This is a genomic window from Leisingera sp. McT4-56 (assembly GCF_020514995.1).
Classification (GTDB): Bacteria; Pseudomonadota; Alphaproteobacteria; order Rhodobacterales; family Rhodobacteraceae; genus Leisingera; species Leisingera aquaemixtae_A.
In genome coordinates, this window is record NZ_JAJALF010000003.1 from 222,877 (window position 1) to 236,688 (window position 13,812).

Consider the following 13,812-nt stretch of genomic DNA (forward strand, 5'->3'; position numbering starts at 1 on the left):
ACGCGCCGCAAGCAAGGCAAGCCCCGGGAGGCCACCCGGGAAGCCACAGGGCTCAGGCAGATCGGAGAATGCGTCAATGAACATCCTTATCCTCGGCAGCGGCGGGCGTGAACATGCACTGGCCTGGGCAGTGATGCAGAACCCCAAATGCGACAAGCTGATCGTGGCGCCGGGCAATGCCGGCATCGCCCAGATCGCCGATTGCGCGTCGTTTGACATCGAGGACGGCGGCACAGTGGCCGCCTTTGCCGAGGAAAACGCCATCGACTTCGTGATCGTCGGCCCAGAGGCGCCGCTGGCCGCGGGCGTTGCCGACCGGCTGCGCGAGGCAGGATTGCTGGTGTTCGGCCCCTCCGAGGCAGCCGCCCGGCTGGAAGCCTCCAAAAGCTTCACCAAGGAAATCTGCGACGCAGCAAACGCCCCCACCGCAGGCTACGGCCATTTCACCGATGCCGAGGCCGCCAAGGCGCATGTGCGCGAGCACGGCACCCCGACCGTGGTCAAGGCCGACGGGCTGGCCGCAGGCAAGGGCGTGATCATCGCCATGACTGAAGACGAGGCGATGGCGGCCATCGACGATATGTTCGGCGGCGTTTTCGGCGGGGCCGGCGCCGAAGTGGTGATCGAGGAATTCATGGAAGGCGAAGAGGCCTCCCTGTTTGTGCTGGTCGACGGCGAGGACGTGCTGGCGATCGGCTCCGCTCAGGACCACAAGCGCGTCGGCGAAGGCGACACCGGCCTCAACACCGGCGGCATGGGCGCCTACTCCCCTGCGCCGGTCTTGTCGGCTGAGGTCGAGGCGAAAGCGATGGAAGAGATCGTGAAGCCCACCATGCGGGTGATGGCGGAACGCGGCATGCCGTATCAGGGCGTGCTCTATGCGGGCCTGATGATCAAGGACGGTTTGCCGCGGCTGGTGGAATACAACGTCCGTTTCGGCGACCCGGAATGCCAGGTGCTGATGATGCGCCTCGGCGCCCAGGCGCTGGACCTGATGCACGCCGCCGCCGAGGGCCGCCTTGCGGAGGCGCAGGTGAACTGGGCCGACGACCATGCGATCACCGTGGTGATGGCGGCAGAGGGTTATCCCGGGTCTTACGAGAAGTTCTCCGAGATCAAGGGGCTGGACGCGCTGCCCGAGGACAGCAGCAACATGGTGTTCCATGCGGGCACCCAGGAACAGGACGGCAAGGTGCTGGCCGTTGGCGGCCGGGTGCTGAACGTGACCGCCCGCGGCGAAACTCTGCAGGAGGCCCGCGACCGCGCCTATGCGATGGTGGATGGCGTCGACTGGCCGCAGGGCTTCTTCCGCCGCGACATCGGCTGGCGCGCGTTGAAGTAACCGCCCCCCCAGTCAGGCGGATGCTCCCGCCTGCGCCTGCCCATCCCCGGATGGGCCCCGCAGTTGGGCCGGGCGCCGCGCAATGCGCGGCGCGGGGCCGCAGCCTCACCGCAGCCTGAGGCTCAGCGGCAGGCCAGCGCCTCCGTCAGCCCGGTGCCGGGCTTGAAGGCGCCGATGTCCTTGGTGGCGATCTCTCCGTCCTGCAGCCGGGAGATGATGATCCGGTGCCAGTCGCCGCTGGCGGTCACCAGTTCCGGCCCCTCACCGCAGTCGCGGATGCCGGAAGTGATGAACTCCTCGCCGATGCGGTGATTGGTCAGCCCGGGCTTGCTGGCCACTTCGCGCAGCACCCCGTCCCGGAACCGCCAGATGCGCAGGGTCTTTGCCAGATGCGGCCGGTCGATATAGGCGATTTCCACGTGCCCGTCGCCATCCAGATCCGCGGCGCCGATGGGGGCAAGCCAGCGGTTCTTCCTTCCGATGTAGGGTGTTGTGGCAACAAGCTGGAGATCAGGAGCACCCCGGTCGGTATAGATCGCGAGCTGTGCGCCTTTCGCAGCATGGCTGCGGACAGTGATGATTTCAGCGCTTTGATCCCCGTCCAGATCCACGAGCCTGGGCGCGGTGTCCTCAAACACATGGCGGATGTCCAGCGATACCGATTTTGTGCCGCACGAATCTGCGCCCGCCGCGCTCGAGTAAACCGTCAGCCGGGTGTACTCGATGGCATCCCCAAGAACGCCATGCGCGTAGCGGCTGGTTTCGCCGCTGTACCACGCTGCAGAGACGTTCTGGCCCGGGCAGATCTCGAACTGGCTTCCCTTACAGCCGGATGCAACGGTGTATGAGCCATTGGATGCTCCGGAACCGCCGGGCGGCAAACGGCACGCCTCAGCCGCGCTCAGAACCCCCGCCCAAAGGCACACCGCCCACCAGGCGCGGCGGGCGGAACCGGGCCGGGCGCGCATCCGCAGACACCGCGCTGCCGACCCGTTGATCATCAGATCTGCTTTTCGGGCATATGCACCACCAGGCCGTCCAGATCGTCGGTCACCTTGATCTGGCAGGTCAGGCGCGAGCGGGCCGGATCGGGCTCATAAGCGAAATCCAGCATGTCCTCTTCCATGTCGTCCTTGGCGGGCAGCTTCTCGACCCAGTCCGGCGCGATGTAGACGTGGCAGGTGGAACAGGCGCAGGCACCGCCGCAATCGGCCTCGATGCCCGGAATGTTGTTGTCGCGCGCGCCTTCCATCACGGTCAGCCCGCTGGCCACATCCACAACATGTTCGGTGCCGTTGTGCTCGATGTAAGTGATCTTTGCCATTGTCAGCTCTCTTCCCTTTTCCGGTACTTGCGCGACTGTGTAGCCAAGCGCCTGCGCCGGTGCCAGCCCCAATTGCGACGCCGCCCTGCCGCTGCTGGACTTTCCCCGCAAATGTTCTATGTTTGTTCGCATTCAAATATTCTCAACCACAGGGCCGTTTTCCTCATGCCAGCCGCCGCTCCGGCCTATACGCCCCCCCGCACAGCAGACCGGCACAGGCCGCAGCCCTGGCCGCACCCGCCCCATTGCCTGCCCGCCGCCCGGCTGCAGGAGCCGCCGGAGAACGCCCGCATCACCGTCGCCGGGCTGGTGATCCTGCGCCAGCGCCCCGGCACCGCCAAGGGGGTGATCTTCGTCACGCTGGAGGACGAGACCGGCATCGTCAACGTGATCGTCTGGCGCAAGATCTACGAGGCGTTCCGCCGCGCGGTGATCTCCGGGCGGATGCTGCGGGTCACCGGGTGGCTGCAGCGGGCGCATTCCGTCACCCATGTGATCGCCGAAGATGTGGAGGACATCTCGCCCATGCTCGACCTCTTGCTGGCGGATCAGGGGCGCCAGGACGATCCGGCCTTTGCGGACGGCCCCGAACTCGGCTAGGCTGCCGCCAAACAACGGCGTCCGGCCCCGGCAGGGGCATAGACAGCGGGCACCGGCAAGAGGCAACCGGGCATGACGCCACCCATTCTCCCGACCCACCGGCGCCTTGCGCCGGTCCTGCTGCTGGCAGCCCTGGCGGCGCTGGCGGCCTGCGTCCAGCCACAGCCCGGCGGCCCCGGCAGCCACGTCTCGCGCGAGGGCCGCTACGCCCCGCCCGGCGCAGCCCCCGATACCTGCTGGAGCAAGCACACCTCCCCCGCGGTGATCGAGACCGTCACCAGCCAGGTGCTGGCCTCACCGGCACAGCTGGACGAGGGCGGCCAGGTGATCCGCCCCGCAACCTTCCGGACTGAGACCCGCCAGCAGATCGTGCAGCCGCGGCAGGAACAGTGGATCGAAATCCCCTGCCCCGCCCTGATGACCCCTGACTTCATCCGCACCGTGCAGCGGGCGCTGGCGGCGCGCGGGCTCTACCGCGGCCCGGTGAGCGGCCAGATGGACGCCGCCACCCGCGCCGCGGTGCGGCGCTACCAGGCGCCGCTGGGGCTGGACAGCGGCACCCTGACGCTGGCCTCCGCCCGCAGGCTGGGGCTGATCGCGGTCGCCGGCTGAACCAGGTGGTTCAGCTGCCCGGTTCCCAGCCGCCAAACCCTCTGCTAAGGTCCGCGCACCGGGCCACAGACGCAAAAGAGACAAACACCATGCTGACCACCCGCCTGCCGGACACCGGCTTTCTCTCCGGTGCCTCCGGCCCGCTGCGCCGGATGCTGGAGAGCCAGGCCACCGAGGTGCGCCTGCGCCAGGGCGAGGTGCTGTTCGAGCAGGGCGATCCGGGCGACGCGCTTTATGCGATTGCCGAAGGCGCGCTGGAGTTTTCGGTGCTCTCCGCCTCCGGCCGCAAGCTGTCGCTCGACATGATGCGCCCCGGCGCGGTGTTCGGCGAGATCACCCTGTTTGATCCCGGCGAGCGCACCGCCACCGCCATTGCCGCCGAGCCCAGCCGGGTCTTGCGCCTGCGCAGCGGCGACGTGCTGGCGCAGATCCGCCAGCACCCCGACCTGGCTGCCGACCTGCTGCGGCTGGCGGGCCAGCGGATGCGCTGGATGAACACCCAGCTCAATGAGCAGGTGTTCCTGCCGATGCCGGTGCGGCTGGCGCGCAAGCTCTTGTATCTGGCGCCCGAGGGCAGCGACGGCCGCGTGGCCCTGTCGCAGGCGGAGCTGGCGGAATTTGTCGGCGCCACCCGCGAGGCGGTGTCCAAGACCCTGGCCGCCTGGAAGCGCAGCGGCCTGGTCGGCATCAGCCGCGGCGGCGTGCAGATCCTCGACCGCGGCGAACTGGCCGTTCTGGCCGAACCGGATTCAATCTGACCCCGGCAGCGGAAAATTCCGCACCAAAATCCGCGCTCTGTAATCCCGGTCACAGAACCCGCTGCCGCCCTGCGCCATAAGTGCCCCATAGACGGCCATGAACGTTCCATCCCAATGGCTGCCTGTCCAACAAGAGCCATGTGCCCGCCAGCGCATGGCTCTTGCCCTTTTTCCGCCCATTGCCCGAAACCGCAGACGCAGCAGCTGCGCGCAAAAGTTTGCTGAAAAGTCTTGGACCGCAGAACGCAAAAGGCCGGGCATTGCCCGGCCTTCCCCTTGATTTCAAGCAACTTCCGCCCCGGATCACTCCGACAGGTTCAGCGCCACAAAGCGCGGCTCGCCGCCGCGGCGCACCAAGAGCAGCAGCGATTTGCGCCCGGCATCCTTGGCCTCGCTGACGCGGGCCTCCAGATCGCTGATCGAAGCCACCTTCTGCTGGCCCGCCTCGGTGATCACGTCACCGGCGCGCAGGCCCTTCTCCCAGGCTTCCGAGGTCTCGTCGACGGACAGGATCGCCAGGCCGTCGGTGCCTTCCGCCACATTCAGCTCAGCGCGCAGCTGGTCGGTCAGCACACCCACCGACAGACCCAGAAGCTCTTTCTCGGTGCTGCCGGGAGCGTCGTCCGAACCGTCCTGCCGGGACGGCGCGCGCTCAGCATCCTCGCGGCGGCCCAGGGTGACCCGCAGGGTTTCGGTCTTGCCTTCACGGTAGACCACGACCCGCACGGTCTTGCCCACCTCGGCGTTGCCGACCTGGCGCACCAGGCCGCGGGTGTCCTTAACGTCGACCCCGTCAAAGCTGACAATCACGTCGCCCGCCAGCATGCCGGCCTCCTTGGCCGGGCCATTCGGCACGTCGGTGACCAGCGCGCCGCGGGCCTTTTCCAGCCCCATCGCTTCAGCCAGGTCGGAATCCACGTCCTGGATCTTGACGCCCAGCCAGCCGCGGCGGGTCTCGCCGAATTCCTTCAGCTGCTCGACCACCTTGACCACCACGTTGGAGGCCATCGAAAAGCCGATGCCGATGGAGCCGCCGTTGGGCGACAGAATTGCGGTGTTCACGCCGACCACGTCGCCGTCCATGTTGAACAGCGGCCCGCCGGAGTTGCCCCGGTTGATCGCCGCATCGGTCTGGATGTAGTCGTCATAAGAACCCGAAAGCTCGCGGTTGCGCGCCGACACGATGCCCGCGGACAGCGAGAAGCCCTGCCCCAGCGGGTTGCCCATCGCCACCACCCAGTCGCCGACGCGGGCGGTGTCGCTGTCGCCGAACTTGACGTATTTCAGCGCCGCCGACGCCTCCACCTTCAACAGCGCGATATCGGTGTTGGGGTCGGTGCCGATCACCTTGGCCGGCAGCAGTTCCTTGGGCTGGCCTTCGCCGGGGAAGAACTCGATCTCGATCTCGTCGGCGCCGTCAATCACGTGGTTGTTGGTGACGATATAGCCGTCCTCGGAAATCACGAAGCCCGAGCCCAGCGCCGACGACCGGCGCGGCCGGGTGCCATTGCCGTTGCGGTCCTGGAACTCGCGGAAGAAATCCTCGAACGGCGAGCCTTCCGGCACGATGCCCTGCGGGCCGGTGCGCCCCTCGACAACGGTGCTGGTGGTGATGTTGACGACCGCCGGGCTGACCCTGTCGGCCAGCGGCGCCAGGCTCTCGGGCCGCGCCATCGCGGTCACCGCCTGCATCAGCAGCACCGCCGTGGCCAGCACCGCAAGCCAGACCCAGCGCACCATCGCGCCGCTGCCGCCTACCCGGCTGGAAATTGCAATTGCCTGTGGCTGCACGGATCTACTCCTTGTCATTTTCAATTCTTCTCCCCTGTCCATGCGGGCGCAAACGCCCCGGGTGCCGGACAGAGTCTTACGGACCCAATGTAGGAACTCTCCCCCGTCCCGCAACAAATGTTGCACGGAATAAAGCCGCTGTGATCCGGTTTTCGCCCCCGCTTTGCGGGCCTGCGCCCGGCTGGCGCCATCCTAGCAGGGAATGCGTGAAGTTTCGCTGAATTTCTGCGCCGGGCGCGAGCCTCAGAACCCGAGGCGGAATGCCAGCCAGACCAGAATGAGGCCCAGCGCCAGCGCCGCCAGCCCGGCATTGCGGCGCTGCTCCTCGCTCAGCACCCGCAGCATCTCCAGCAGGCGCTCCACAAGCGAAGGGGCCAGTGCGTACACCAGCCCCTCTGCAATCAGTACCAGCCCGAGGGCCAACAGGACAAAGCCCATTACTGGCGCACCGCCTGCCCGCCGGAGGACTTCAGGTAGTTGAAGAACTCGTTGTCCGGCGACAGCACCAGCGAGGAATTGCCCGCCAAGAGCGAATTCGCATAGGCGTTCAGCGAGCGGTAGAACTCGAAGAACTCGGCGTCGCGGCCGTAGGCGGAGGCAAAGATCGCGTTGCGCTCGGCGTCCGCCTCACCGCGGATCACCTCGGCTTCGCGCTCGGCTTCCGACACCAGCTCGACCTCGGTCCGGTCGGCCTGGGCGCGGACGCGCTGCGCCGCCTCTTCACCGCGGGCGATCTCGTCCGCCGCTTCCCGCTCGCGCTCGGCGCGCATCCGGGCAAAGGTGGCTTCCAGGTTGGCCTGCGGCAGGTCGGTGCGCTTCAGCCGCACGTCGATCACCTCAAGGCCCAGCTGGCGGGCCTGGGTGATGGCGCCGTTGCGGATCCGCAGCATCAGCGCAAAACGGTCCGAGGACAGGATGTCGTTGGAGCTCACAGAACCCAGAACCTCACGGGTCTGCGCCCGCATGATCTTGTCCAGCCGCAGCTCGGCGCCGCCGATGCCGCCGCCGCCAACCGCCTGGCGGAAGGTTTCCACATTGGAGATCCGGTAGCGCGCAAAGGCGTCCACGATCAGGCGGCGGTCATCCAGCGGGGTGACCTCCAGCGGGCCGACTTCCAGGCTCAGGATGCGGTCGTCGTAGCGCACCACGTTGTCGATAACCGGCACCTTGAACGCCAGGCCCGGGGTTTCCTTGACATCGACCACCCGGCCAAAGCGCAGCACCAGCGCCTTTTCACGCTCATCGACGATGAAGATCGCCGACAGCACTGCAATGGCTGCAACCACCAGGATGGGCAGAAGAAGAGTAGTTTTCCGCATCAGTTGCCCTCCGACCGGCGCAGTTCATTGAGCGGCAGGTAAGGCACGACGCCCTGGCCTTCGCCGCCTGCGTTCTCATCCAGGATGATCTTGTCGACCCGGCTCAGAACCTCTTCCATGGTTTCAAGGTACAGGCGCTTGCGGGTCACTTCCGGCGCTTTCTGGTATTCCGCCAGAACCGCGCTGAAGCGGCTCGCCTCACCCTGGGCCTCGTTCACCACGCGGGCGCGGTAGGCCTCGGCCTCTTCCAGCGTCTGCGCCGCCTGGCCGCGGGCGCCCGCCAGCTTGCGGTTGGCATAGGCATCAGCCTGCTTCTCCAGCCGGTCGCGTTCCTGGCCTGCGGACTGCACTTCGCGGAAGGCGTCCTTCACCGGCTCCGGCGGGTCGGCGCCGTCAAAGTTCACCCGGACGATGTTCACGCCGCTGTCGTAGCTGTCCAGGGTGTCCTGGATCAGCTCTTCCAGACGGGCAGTGATGGCTCCGCGGTCGCGGTTCAGGATCGGCGCCAGCTCGGATTGGGCGATGATCTCGCGCATTGCCGATTCCGATACCGCGTTGATGGTCGAGCGCGGGTCGCGCAGGTTGAACAGGAACCGCGCCGGGTCGGAGATGTTCCACACCACCTGGAAATCCACGTCGATGATGTTCTCGTCGCCGGTCAGCATCAGCCCCGCGTCAGAGCCGCGGGCGCCGGAGCCGATGTTCTCGGTCTGCTCGACCCGGACCGGAATCACCTCATAGGTGACCAGAGGCCAAGGGGCAAAATTCAGGCCCGGCAGGCCGGTGTCGGAATATTCGCCCAGGAACAGTTCCACCGACTGCTCTTCCGGCTTGACGGTATAAATGCTGGCAAAGCCCCACAGCACCACGCCGGCGATCGCCGCCAGCCCCAGGGTGCCCTTGGTGAACAGCGGCGCGCCGCCGCCCGGCCCGCCGCGCCCGCCGCGGCCGCCGCCGGAGCCGCCGCGCCCGCCCATCAGCACGCGCAGCTGCTCCTGGCCTTTTTTCACCAGCTCATCGATTTCGGGGATCTGGGGATCCTCGGGCTTGCGCCCGCCGCCGTTGTTGCCCCGGTTGCCGCCTCCGCCGCCGGAGGAGCCACCGCCCCCCCATGGGCCACCGCTATTGCCCGCCATTTGTCTCCTATCCGTTTGCTGCCGCCCTTCCCCTCTTCAGAAAGGGCAGCATGTGTGTTCTATTCTTGCCGGTTTGCCCGCTCAGGTCGAGCGCACCGGAGTTTTCAAAGTTACCAACTCTTCCGACATTGTCGGGTGCACCGCAACCGTGCGGTCGAAATCTTCTTTGGTTGCACCCATTTTTACGGCGATTCCGGCGAGCTGGATCATCTCGCCCGCACCGGGTGCGACGATATGGCAGCCCAGCACCTTGCGGTTCGCCTTCGAAACGATCAGCTTCATCAGCACCCGCTGCGCCCGGCCCGCAAAGGCCTGCTGCATCGGCTTGAAGGAGGTCGCATAGACCTCGATCGGCTCCCGCTCGCTTGCCTCTTCCTCGCTCAGGCCGATGGTGCCCATCTCCGGCTGGGTGAAGATCGCGGTCGGGATCAGCTCATGGTCCGGGCTGGTTGGGTTGCCCTTGAACACGGTCTCGACAAAGGCCATCGCCTCGCGGATCGCCACCGGCGTCAGCGCCACCCGGTCGGTCACATCGCCGATCGCATAAACCGACGGCACCGAGGTCTGGCTGTATTCATCCACGATGATCTCGCCCTTGCGGCCGCGCTCCACCCCGATCTCCTCCAGCCCGAGGTTGCCGGCATTGGGGGTGCGGCCGGTGGCATACATCACCTTGTCGAACAGCCGCTCCTGGCCGTTGGTGGATTTCACCCAGATCTTGTCGCCTTCCTTGCGCATCTCCAGCACGTTGGTGCCCAGATGCACGTCGATGCCCGCCTGGCACATTTCCTCGCTGATCAGCCCGCGCGCCTCGTCGTCGAAACCGCGCAGGATCTGCGCGCCGCGGTAGAACTGCGTGGTCTTGACGCCCAAGCCGTTCATGATGCCGGCAAATTCGCTGGCGATATAGCCGCCGCCGACAATCAACAGCGTCTCCGGCAGCTTGTCCAGGTGGAACATCTCGTTCGAGGTGATCGCCAGCTCCGAGCCCGGGAACTCCGGCACCGCCGGCCAGCCGCCGGTGGCAATCAGGATATGCTTGGCGGTTTTGCGGGTGCCGTCGGCCAGCTCCACCGTATGGGCGTCAGCCAGCTTGGCGCGGCTGTCGAAGCTTTCGACCCCGTTGTTCTTCAGGATGTTGCGGTAGATGCCTTCCAGCCGGTCCAGCTCGCCGTGCAGCTTGCCCTTGAAGGCATCCCAGTCAAAGGCGCCGGGCTTGATGTCCCAGCCATAGGCGCGGGCGTCCTCGACCATGGCGGAGTATTCGCTGGCGAACACCATCAGCTTCTTCGGCACGCAGCCGCGGATCACGCAGGTGCCGCCATAGCGGTCCTCTTCGGCCAGCGCCACCTTGGCGCCTTCCTGCGCCGCAACCCGCGCCGCCCGCACCCCGCCGGAGCCGCCGCCGATGACAAACAGATCGTAATCAAAGCTCATGAAGTTCCGCCCTTTGCATTTCTTGAGGTGGTGTATCCCATAACGGACCACCAAACGCCATATGCCCAAGTGGGCGTTCCCGCGCCGCATTCAACCTTTTGCATTGAATTTGCACAGGCTTGTGAGGCGAAAGGCCTCACCTGCTAAGCGCAGGGCAGCGCCCGGCCCTCAGCGCAGGTGCTGCAAGCGCCCGCCCCGCGGGGGTTGGCCGGGCGAAACTCAATCCATCAGATCGGTGAACAGGTTGTCGTTCTCGACAAAATCCAGCTTGTCCTTCTCGACGGTGCCCTCGTTGATGTCGCGCACCTCGACCCGCCCGTCGCCGTACCCGATCACCACGGTGTCGCAGACGTCGATGAACAGCCCGTTCTCGATCACGCCCGGAATCTGGTTCAGCACCAGCGCCAGCTGGCGGGCATTGCCGATCCGCTTCAGATGCAGGTCGAGGATATGGTTCCCCTCGTCGCTCACAAACGGCACCTCGCCGTTCATCCGCAGGGTCGAGGTGCGGCCCATCACATCCATCGACACCAGCGTCTCCTCGATCAGCGCCTGGCTGCTCTGCCAGCCGAACGGCAGCACTTCCACCGGCAGCGGGAAGGCGCCCAGCGTCTCCACCATCTTGCTGGCGTCCGCAATCACCACCATCTGGTCCGAGGCCGTGGCGACGATCTTCTCCTGCAGATGCGCGCCGCCGCCGCCCTTGATCAGGTTCAGATCCGGGTCGAACTCGTCGGCGCCGTCGATGGTCATGTCCAGCCATTTGGCCTCATCCAGCGACACCACGTCGATGCCCACGTCCCGCGCCAGCGCCGCGGTGCGGCTGGAGGTCGGCACCGCGGTGATCCGCAGCCCTTCGCGGCTCACCATCTCGCCCAGGCAGCGCACCAGCCAGGCAGCGGTGGAGCCGGTGCCCAGGCCCACCCGCATCCCGTCCTCGACCATCTCCGCCGCCCGCTTGGCCGCGACAAATTTCGCCTTGTCGATGGGGGACAGCTCTCCGGTCATCACTGGTCTCCATGAATACGCTTCCTGCGCCGTTATAGGCGGTCAGCCGCCCCCGCGCGAGGGGGCATTTTCCGCGCCCCGCCGCCGCCGGGCTGGAAACCGGGCCCATTTGCACTAGTCCTCATCCTCTTAGGAGGGACATGATGCTGCAATTCGACGAGGAAACCACCCGCGTGCTGGAGGATGCCTACCAGGGCGCTGACATTTCCCGCCGCCGGCGGGCCAATTTCGACGCCCTGCAGCCACAGCCGGGCGACCGCATTCTGGACCTTGGCTGCGGCAACGGTCTGCTGACGCTGGAACTCGCCCGCACCGTCGGCCCCGCGGGCCATGTGACCGGGCTGGACGCCAGCCCCGACATGCTCGCCGCCGCCCGCCAGCGGCTGCAGGGGCGCGCTAATACCACCCTCACTGAAAGCGATGCCGCCAGCCTGCCGTTTGAGCCGGAAAGCTTCGACAAGGCGGTGTCGGTGCAGGTGTTCGAATACATCACCAGCCGCCGCCCGGTGCTGCGTGCCCTGCATCAGGTGCTGAAACCGGACGGCCGCCTGGTGATCGGCGACATCCACTTTGACACCTTCGCCTGGCACAGCGACAACGCCGCCCGGATGCAGCGGTTCCTGGACATCTGGGACAACCACCTGGCCGACCGCACCGTGCCCGCCCGGCTGCCGGAAGAACTGCGCGACAGCGGCTTCACGCTCGAAGCCATGCACCCCGTGACCATCTGCGACACCAGCCTGCGCCCGGACGGGCTGGCCGCCATGATGATCCGCCTGATCCGCGCCTATGCGGTCGAGAGCGGCGCCACCGACGCAGACGACGCCGCCGCCTGGGCGCAGGAGCAGGAGGAACTGGCGGCCGAGGGGCGGTTCTTCTTCTCCCTCACCCATTTCGTCTGCAGCGCCCGGCGGGTCTGAGCCGGTATTCCCTGCCGCGGGGCAACGGTGAGTTCCGCGCGTCAGGAACTCCTGTCTCGAACCGGCTGTTTTGTGTGGCTATTTAGAACGCACGCTGAGCGGACGGAGTTGTCACTCGCTGCAGGTTCAGCCCAAGCGACCTTGCGTGACCGCTTTGCGCAGGAGCCTGCCTTTGCAAGCTTTGCGCAGCTTCCTAAAACGGGCACTGAAGCTGATTGCAGCCACCAGCGAGTCTGAACCAGTTTTCAACCTTTGAGACACGCTCGGGAAAGCTCGGGCTGTAAAAAGAGCCCGACGCAAGGCCGGGCTAAGTCGTGGCGGGGGATCTCGCCACTCAGGAAGGGTAAGCTGTGCCACTTCACATAAGTCGCCTCTATTCAGCTTGCTGCGGTTTTCGCCGGAAAAGGCGGGAGAACAATCGTCCGTCTGTGACAGCAAAACCCAAAGCAATAATACCAAACCCTACCCAGGCTTCCGGCTCCATCCGCTCACCGAGGAACATCACGCCAAGCCCGATAGCAAAGGGCGGGATCAACAGAGTGACCAAAAGCAGATTGGCAGCCCCTGCCCGCGCCAGAATTGCGAAATATAGGACGTAGGCCAGTGCAGTTGAGAGAGCAGCCATGCCCAGAAGAGCCCCCCAAATGCTTGGGGATAGGGCAATATTCGGGGGCCCATCAACGGCGAAGACAACTGGGATCATGAGAGCTGTGCTGCCAACCAGCATGCCAAACGCGTTAACCAGCGGGGGCTGGCCGGACAGCGCTGTTCTTCCCCAAACACCCGCAAAAGCATAAGACAGAGTGGCACCAAGGATTGCGAGTTGCGCCAGATTTCCGGGATTGAATTCCGTCACCGCACTTGGCCCCATGATGAATGCCACCCCTGCGATACCCAGTGCGGCCCCCGCAATCTTCTTCGGCGTCAGAGGTTCGTCCTTCAGCAAAAGCCCTGCGACAACTGCGGCGAACATTGCCGTCGTTGCATTCAAAATTGATGCCAGCCCGCTGTCGATCTGCGTCTGCCCCCAAAAGATCAGCGAAAAAGGAATAGCATTGTTGAGAGCCCCCATGACGAGGTAAGCGCCCCAAACCTTTGGTGACAAGGGAATACGCAATCCTTTGAAGCGAACGATGATGGCAAGGAGCGGAACAGCCCAGAACACCCTGTGAAGGGTGATTGTGAACGGTGGAACTTCTGACAACGCAACTTCACCAAAAAAGAACGACCCACCCCATACTGCGGCCAGAAGCAGCAGCATGGCCGCGGCCTTCAAATCCATTGTTGTCATCGGTGATTGGTTCATGTCTTGCGTTTCCATCGGAAGGTTTCCTGAATGCCAAATTAGCTTTCAACGCGAAGTGAAAACGACCCGTTTCTTGCGCATTGGCTGTCCGGTTTCGGTTTTGCAGCCATACGGTCAGATGACCGCTTCGGGCAGTGACCGATCTGCTTCGGCAGGACAATAAGACAGGACAATAAACGGTCTGAGCAGCGGCGGCTGTGGGCTCAAAACAGACCTGCGCGGCGCCGGACCCGCACGGCGTCTTTCCGCCGCTTCGGGG

At 65.6% G+C, this 13,812-nt stretch carries 14 protein-coding genes; 5 read left to right on the forward strand and 9 right to left on the reverse strand.

Going from position 1 to position 13,812, the window contains the following annotated elements:
- Positions 1–76 precede the first annotated feature (76 nt).
- Positions 77–1,342, forward strand: a complete 1,266-nt coding sequence (purD, locus tag LHL23_RS06335) for a phosphoribosylamine--glycine ligase (protein ID WP_222478255.1) — start codon at positions 77–79, stop codon at positions 1,340–1,342.
- Positions 1,343–1,464: 122 nt separating this feature from the next.
- Here purD and LHL23_RS06340 read toward each other — a convergent pair whose 3' ends face one another.
- Positions 1,465–2,310 (reverse strand): FG-GAP repeat domain-containing protein, encoded by an 846-nt coding sequence (locus tag LHL23_RS06340; protein ID WP_226429204.1) that lies wholly within the window; start codon positions 2,308–2,310, stop codon positions 1,465–1,467.
- 32 nt (positions 2,311–2,342) lie between these two features.
- Complete coding sequence (locus tag LHL23_RS06345; RefSeq protein WP_058285880.1) at positions 2,343–2,666, reverse strand: 2Fe-2S iron-sulfur cluster-binding protein; 324 nt, start codon at positions 2,664–2,666, stop codon at positions 2,343–2,345.
- Between the two features lie 165 nt (positions 2,667–2,831).
- Here LHL23_RS06345 and LHL23_RS06350 point away from each other — a divergent pair, with 165 nt between their 5' ends.
- The 3 genes from LHL23_RS06350 to LHL23_RS06360 all read left to right on the forward strand — a co-directional run bounded on the left by LHL23_RS06350 (position 2,832) and on the right by LHL23_RS06360 (position 4,636).
- Positions 2,832–3,266 (forward strand): OB-fold nucleic acid binding domain-containing protein, encoded by a 435-nt coding sequence (locus LHL23_RS06350; RefSeq protein WP_226429205.1) that lies wholly within the window; start codon positions 2,832–2,834, stop codon positions 3,264–3,266.
- Between the two features lie 72 nt (positions 3,267–3,338).
- A complete protein-coding gene (locus tag LHL23_RS06355; protein ID WP_226429206.1) occupies positions 3,339–3,878 on the forward strand; it encodes a peptidoglycan-binding domain-containing protein in 540 nt (179 codons plus the stop codon).
- Positions 3,879–3,967: 89 nt separating this feature from the next.
- Positions 3,968–4,636 (forward strand): Crp/Fnr family transcriptional regulator, encoded by a 669-nt coding sequence (locus tag LHL23_RS06360; protein WP_226429207.1) that lies wholly within the window; start codon positions 3,968–3,970, stop codon positions 4,634–4,636.
- Positions 4,637–4,939: 303 nt separating this feature from the next.
- On the opposite strand, the gene LHL23_RS06365 is transcribed toward LHL23_RS06360, so the two are convergent.
- The 6 genes from LHL23_RS06365 to rpiA all read right to left on the reverse strand — a co-directional run bounded on the left by LHL23_RS06365 (position 4,940) and on the right by rpiA (position 11,327).
- The gene (locus LHL23_RS06365) at positions 4,940–6,427 is read right to left on the reverse strand and encodes a Do family serine endopeptidase (RefSeq protein WP_413229465.1); all 1,488 of its coding nucleotides are present in this window, start codon (positions 6,425–6,427) and stop codon (positions 4,940–4,942) included.
- Positions 6,428–6,670: 243 nt separating this feature from the next.
- The gene (locus LHL23_RS06370) at positions 6,671–6,865 is read right to left on the reverse strand and encodes a DUF2065 family protein (RefSeq protein ID WP_222478244.1); all 195 of its coding nucleotides are present in this window, start codon (positions 6,863–6,865) and stop codon (positions 6,671–6,673) included.
- Positions 6,865–7,746, reverse strand: a complete 882-nt coding sequence (gene hflC / locus LHL23_RS06375) for a protease modulator HflC (RefSeq protein ID WP_226429208.1) — start codon at positions 7,744–7,746, stop codon at positions 6,865–6,867. The genes LHL23_RS06370 and hflC overlap by 1 nt, the downstream gene beginning before the upstream one ends.
- The gene (gene hflK, locus LHL23_RS06380; protein WP_226429209.1) at positions 7,746–8,882 is read right to left on the reverse strand and encodes an FtsH protease activity modulator HflK; all 1,137 of its coding nucleotides are present in this window, start codon (positions 8,880–8,882) and stop codon (positions 7,746–7,748) included. Before hflK ends, hflC begins: the two co-directional genes overlap by 1 nt.
- A gap of 81 nt (positions 8,883–8,963) precedes the next feature.
- Positions 8,964–10,319: a glutathione-disulfide reductase gene (gene gor / locus LHL23_RS06385; protein ID WP_226429210.1), complete on the reverse strand. Its 1,356-nt coding sequence runs from the start codon at positions 10,317–10,319 to the stop codon at positions 8,964–8,966.
- A 219-nt stretch (positions 10,320–10,538) separates the two neighbouring features.
- On the reverse strand, positions 10,539–11,327 hold the full coding sequence (gene rpiA, locus LHL23_RS06390; RefSeq protein ID WP_226429211.1) for a ribose-5-phosphate isomerase RpiA: 789 nt from the start codon (positions 11,325–11,327) through the stop codon (positions 10,539–10,541).
- A gap of 143 nt (positions 11,328–11,470) precedes the next feature.
- Here rpiA and LHL23_RS06395 point away from each other — a divergent pair, with 143 nt between their 5' ends.
- On the forward strand, positions 11,471–12,247 hold the full coding sequence (locus tag LHL23_RS06395; protein WP_226429212.1) for a methyltransferase domain-containing protein: 777 nt from the start codon (positions 11,471–11,473) through the stop codon (positions 12,245–12,247).
- A gap of 373 nt (positions 12,248–12,620) precedes the next feature.
- Here LHL23_RS06395 and LHL23_RS06400 read toward each other — a convergent pair whose 3' ends face one another.
- Complete coding sequence (locus LHL23_RS06400; protein ID WP_226429213.1) at positions 12,621–13,568, reverse strand: DMT family transporter; 948 nt, start codon at positions 13,566–13,568, stop codon at positions 12,621–12,623.
- Positions 13,569–13,812: the final 244 nt, after the last annotated feature.

What these genes read in the sequence shown, in the direction of transcription:
- purD (WP_222478255.1), top strand. Translation starts at nt 77, where the DNA reads ATGAACATCCTTATCCTCGGCAGCGGCGGGCGTGAACATGCACTGGCC.
- LHL23_RS06360 (WP_226429207.1), top strand. Translation starts at nt 3,968, where the DNA reads ATGCTGACCACCCGCCTGCCGGACACCGGCTTTCTCTCCGGTGCCTCC.
- LHL23_RS06345 (WP_058285880.1), bottom strand. Translation starts at nt 2,666, where the DNA reads ATGGCAAAGATCACTTACATCGAGCACAACGGCACCGAACATGTTGTG.
- LHL23_RS06395 (WP_226429212.1), top strand. Translation starts at nt 11,471, where the DNA reads ATGCTGCAATTCGACGAGGAAACCACCCGCGTGCTGGAGGATGCCTAC.
- LHL23_RS06350 (WP_226429205.1), top strand. Translation starts at nt 2,832, where the DNA reads ATGCCAGCCGCCGCTCCGGCCTATACGCCCCCCCGCACAGCAGACCGG.
- LHL23_RS06370 (WP_222478244.1), bottom strand. Translation starts at nt 6,865, where the DNA reads ATGGGCTTTGTCCTGTTGGCCCTCGGGCTGGTACTGATTGCAGAGGGG.
- rpiA (WP_226429211.1), bottom strand. Translation starts at nt 11,327, where the DNA reads ATGACCGGAGAGCTGTCCCCCATCGACAAGGCGAAATTTGTCGCGGCC.
- hflK (WP_226429209.1), bottom strand. Translation starts at nt 8,882, where the DNA reads ATGGCGGGCAATAGCGGTGGCCCATGGGGGGGCGGTGGCTCCTCCGGC.
- gor (WP_226429210.1), bottom strand. Translation starts at nt 10,319, where the DNA reads ATGAGCTTTGATTACGATCTGTTTGTCATCGGCGGCGGCTCCGGCGGG.
- LHL23_RS06340 (WP_226429204.1), bottom strand. Translation starts at nt 2,310, where the DNA reads ATGCGCGCCCGGCCCGGTTCCGCCCGCCGCGCCTGGTGGGCGGTGTGC.
- LHL23_RS06355 (WP_226429206.1), top strand. Translation starts at nt 3,339, where the DNA reads ATGACGCCACCCATTCTCCCGACCCACCGGCGCCTTGCGCCGGTCCTG.
- LHL23_RS06400 (WP_226429213.1), bottom strand. Translation starts at nt 13,568, where the DNA reads ATGGAAACGCAAGACATGAACCAATCACCGATGACAACAATGGATTTG.
- hflC (WP_226429208.1), bottom strand. Translation starts at nt 7,746, where the DNA reads ATGCGGAAAACTACTCTTCTTCTGCCCATCCTGGTGGTTGCAGCCATT.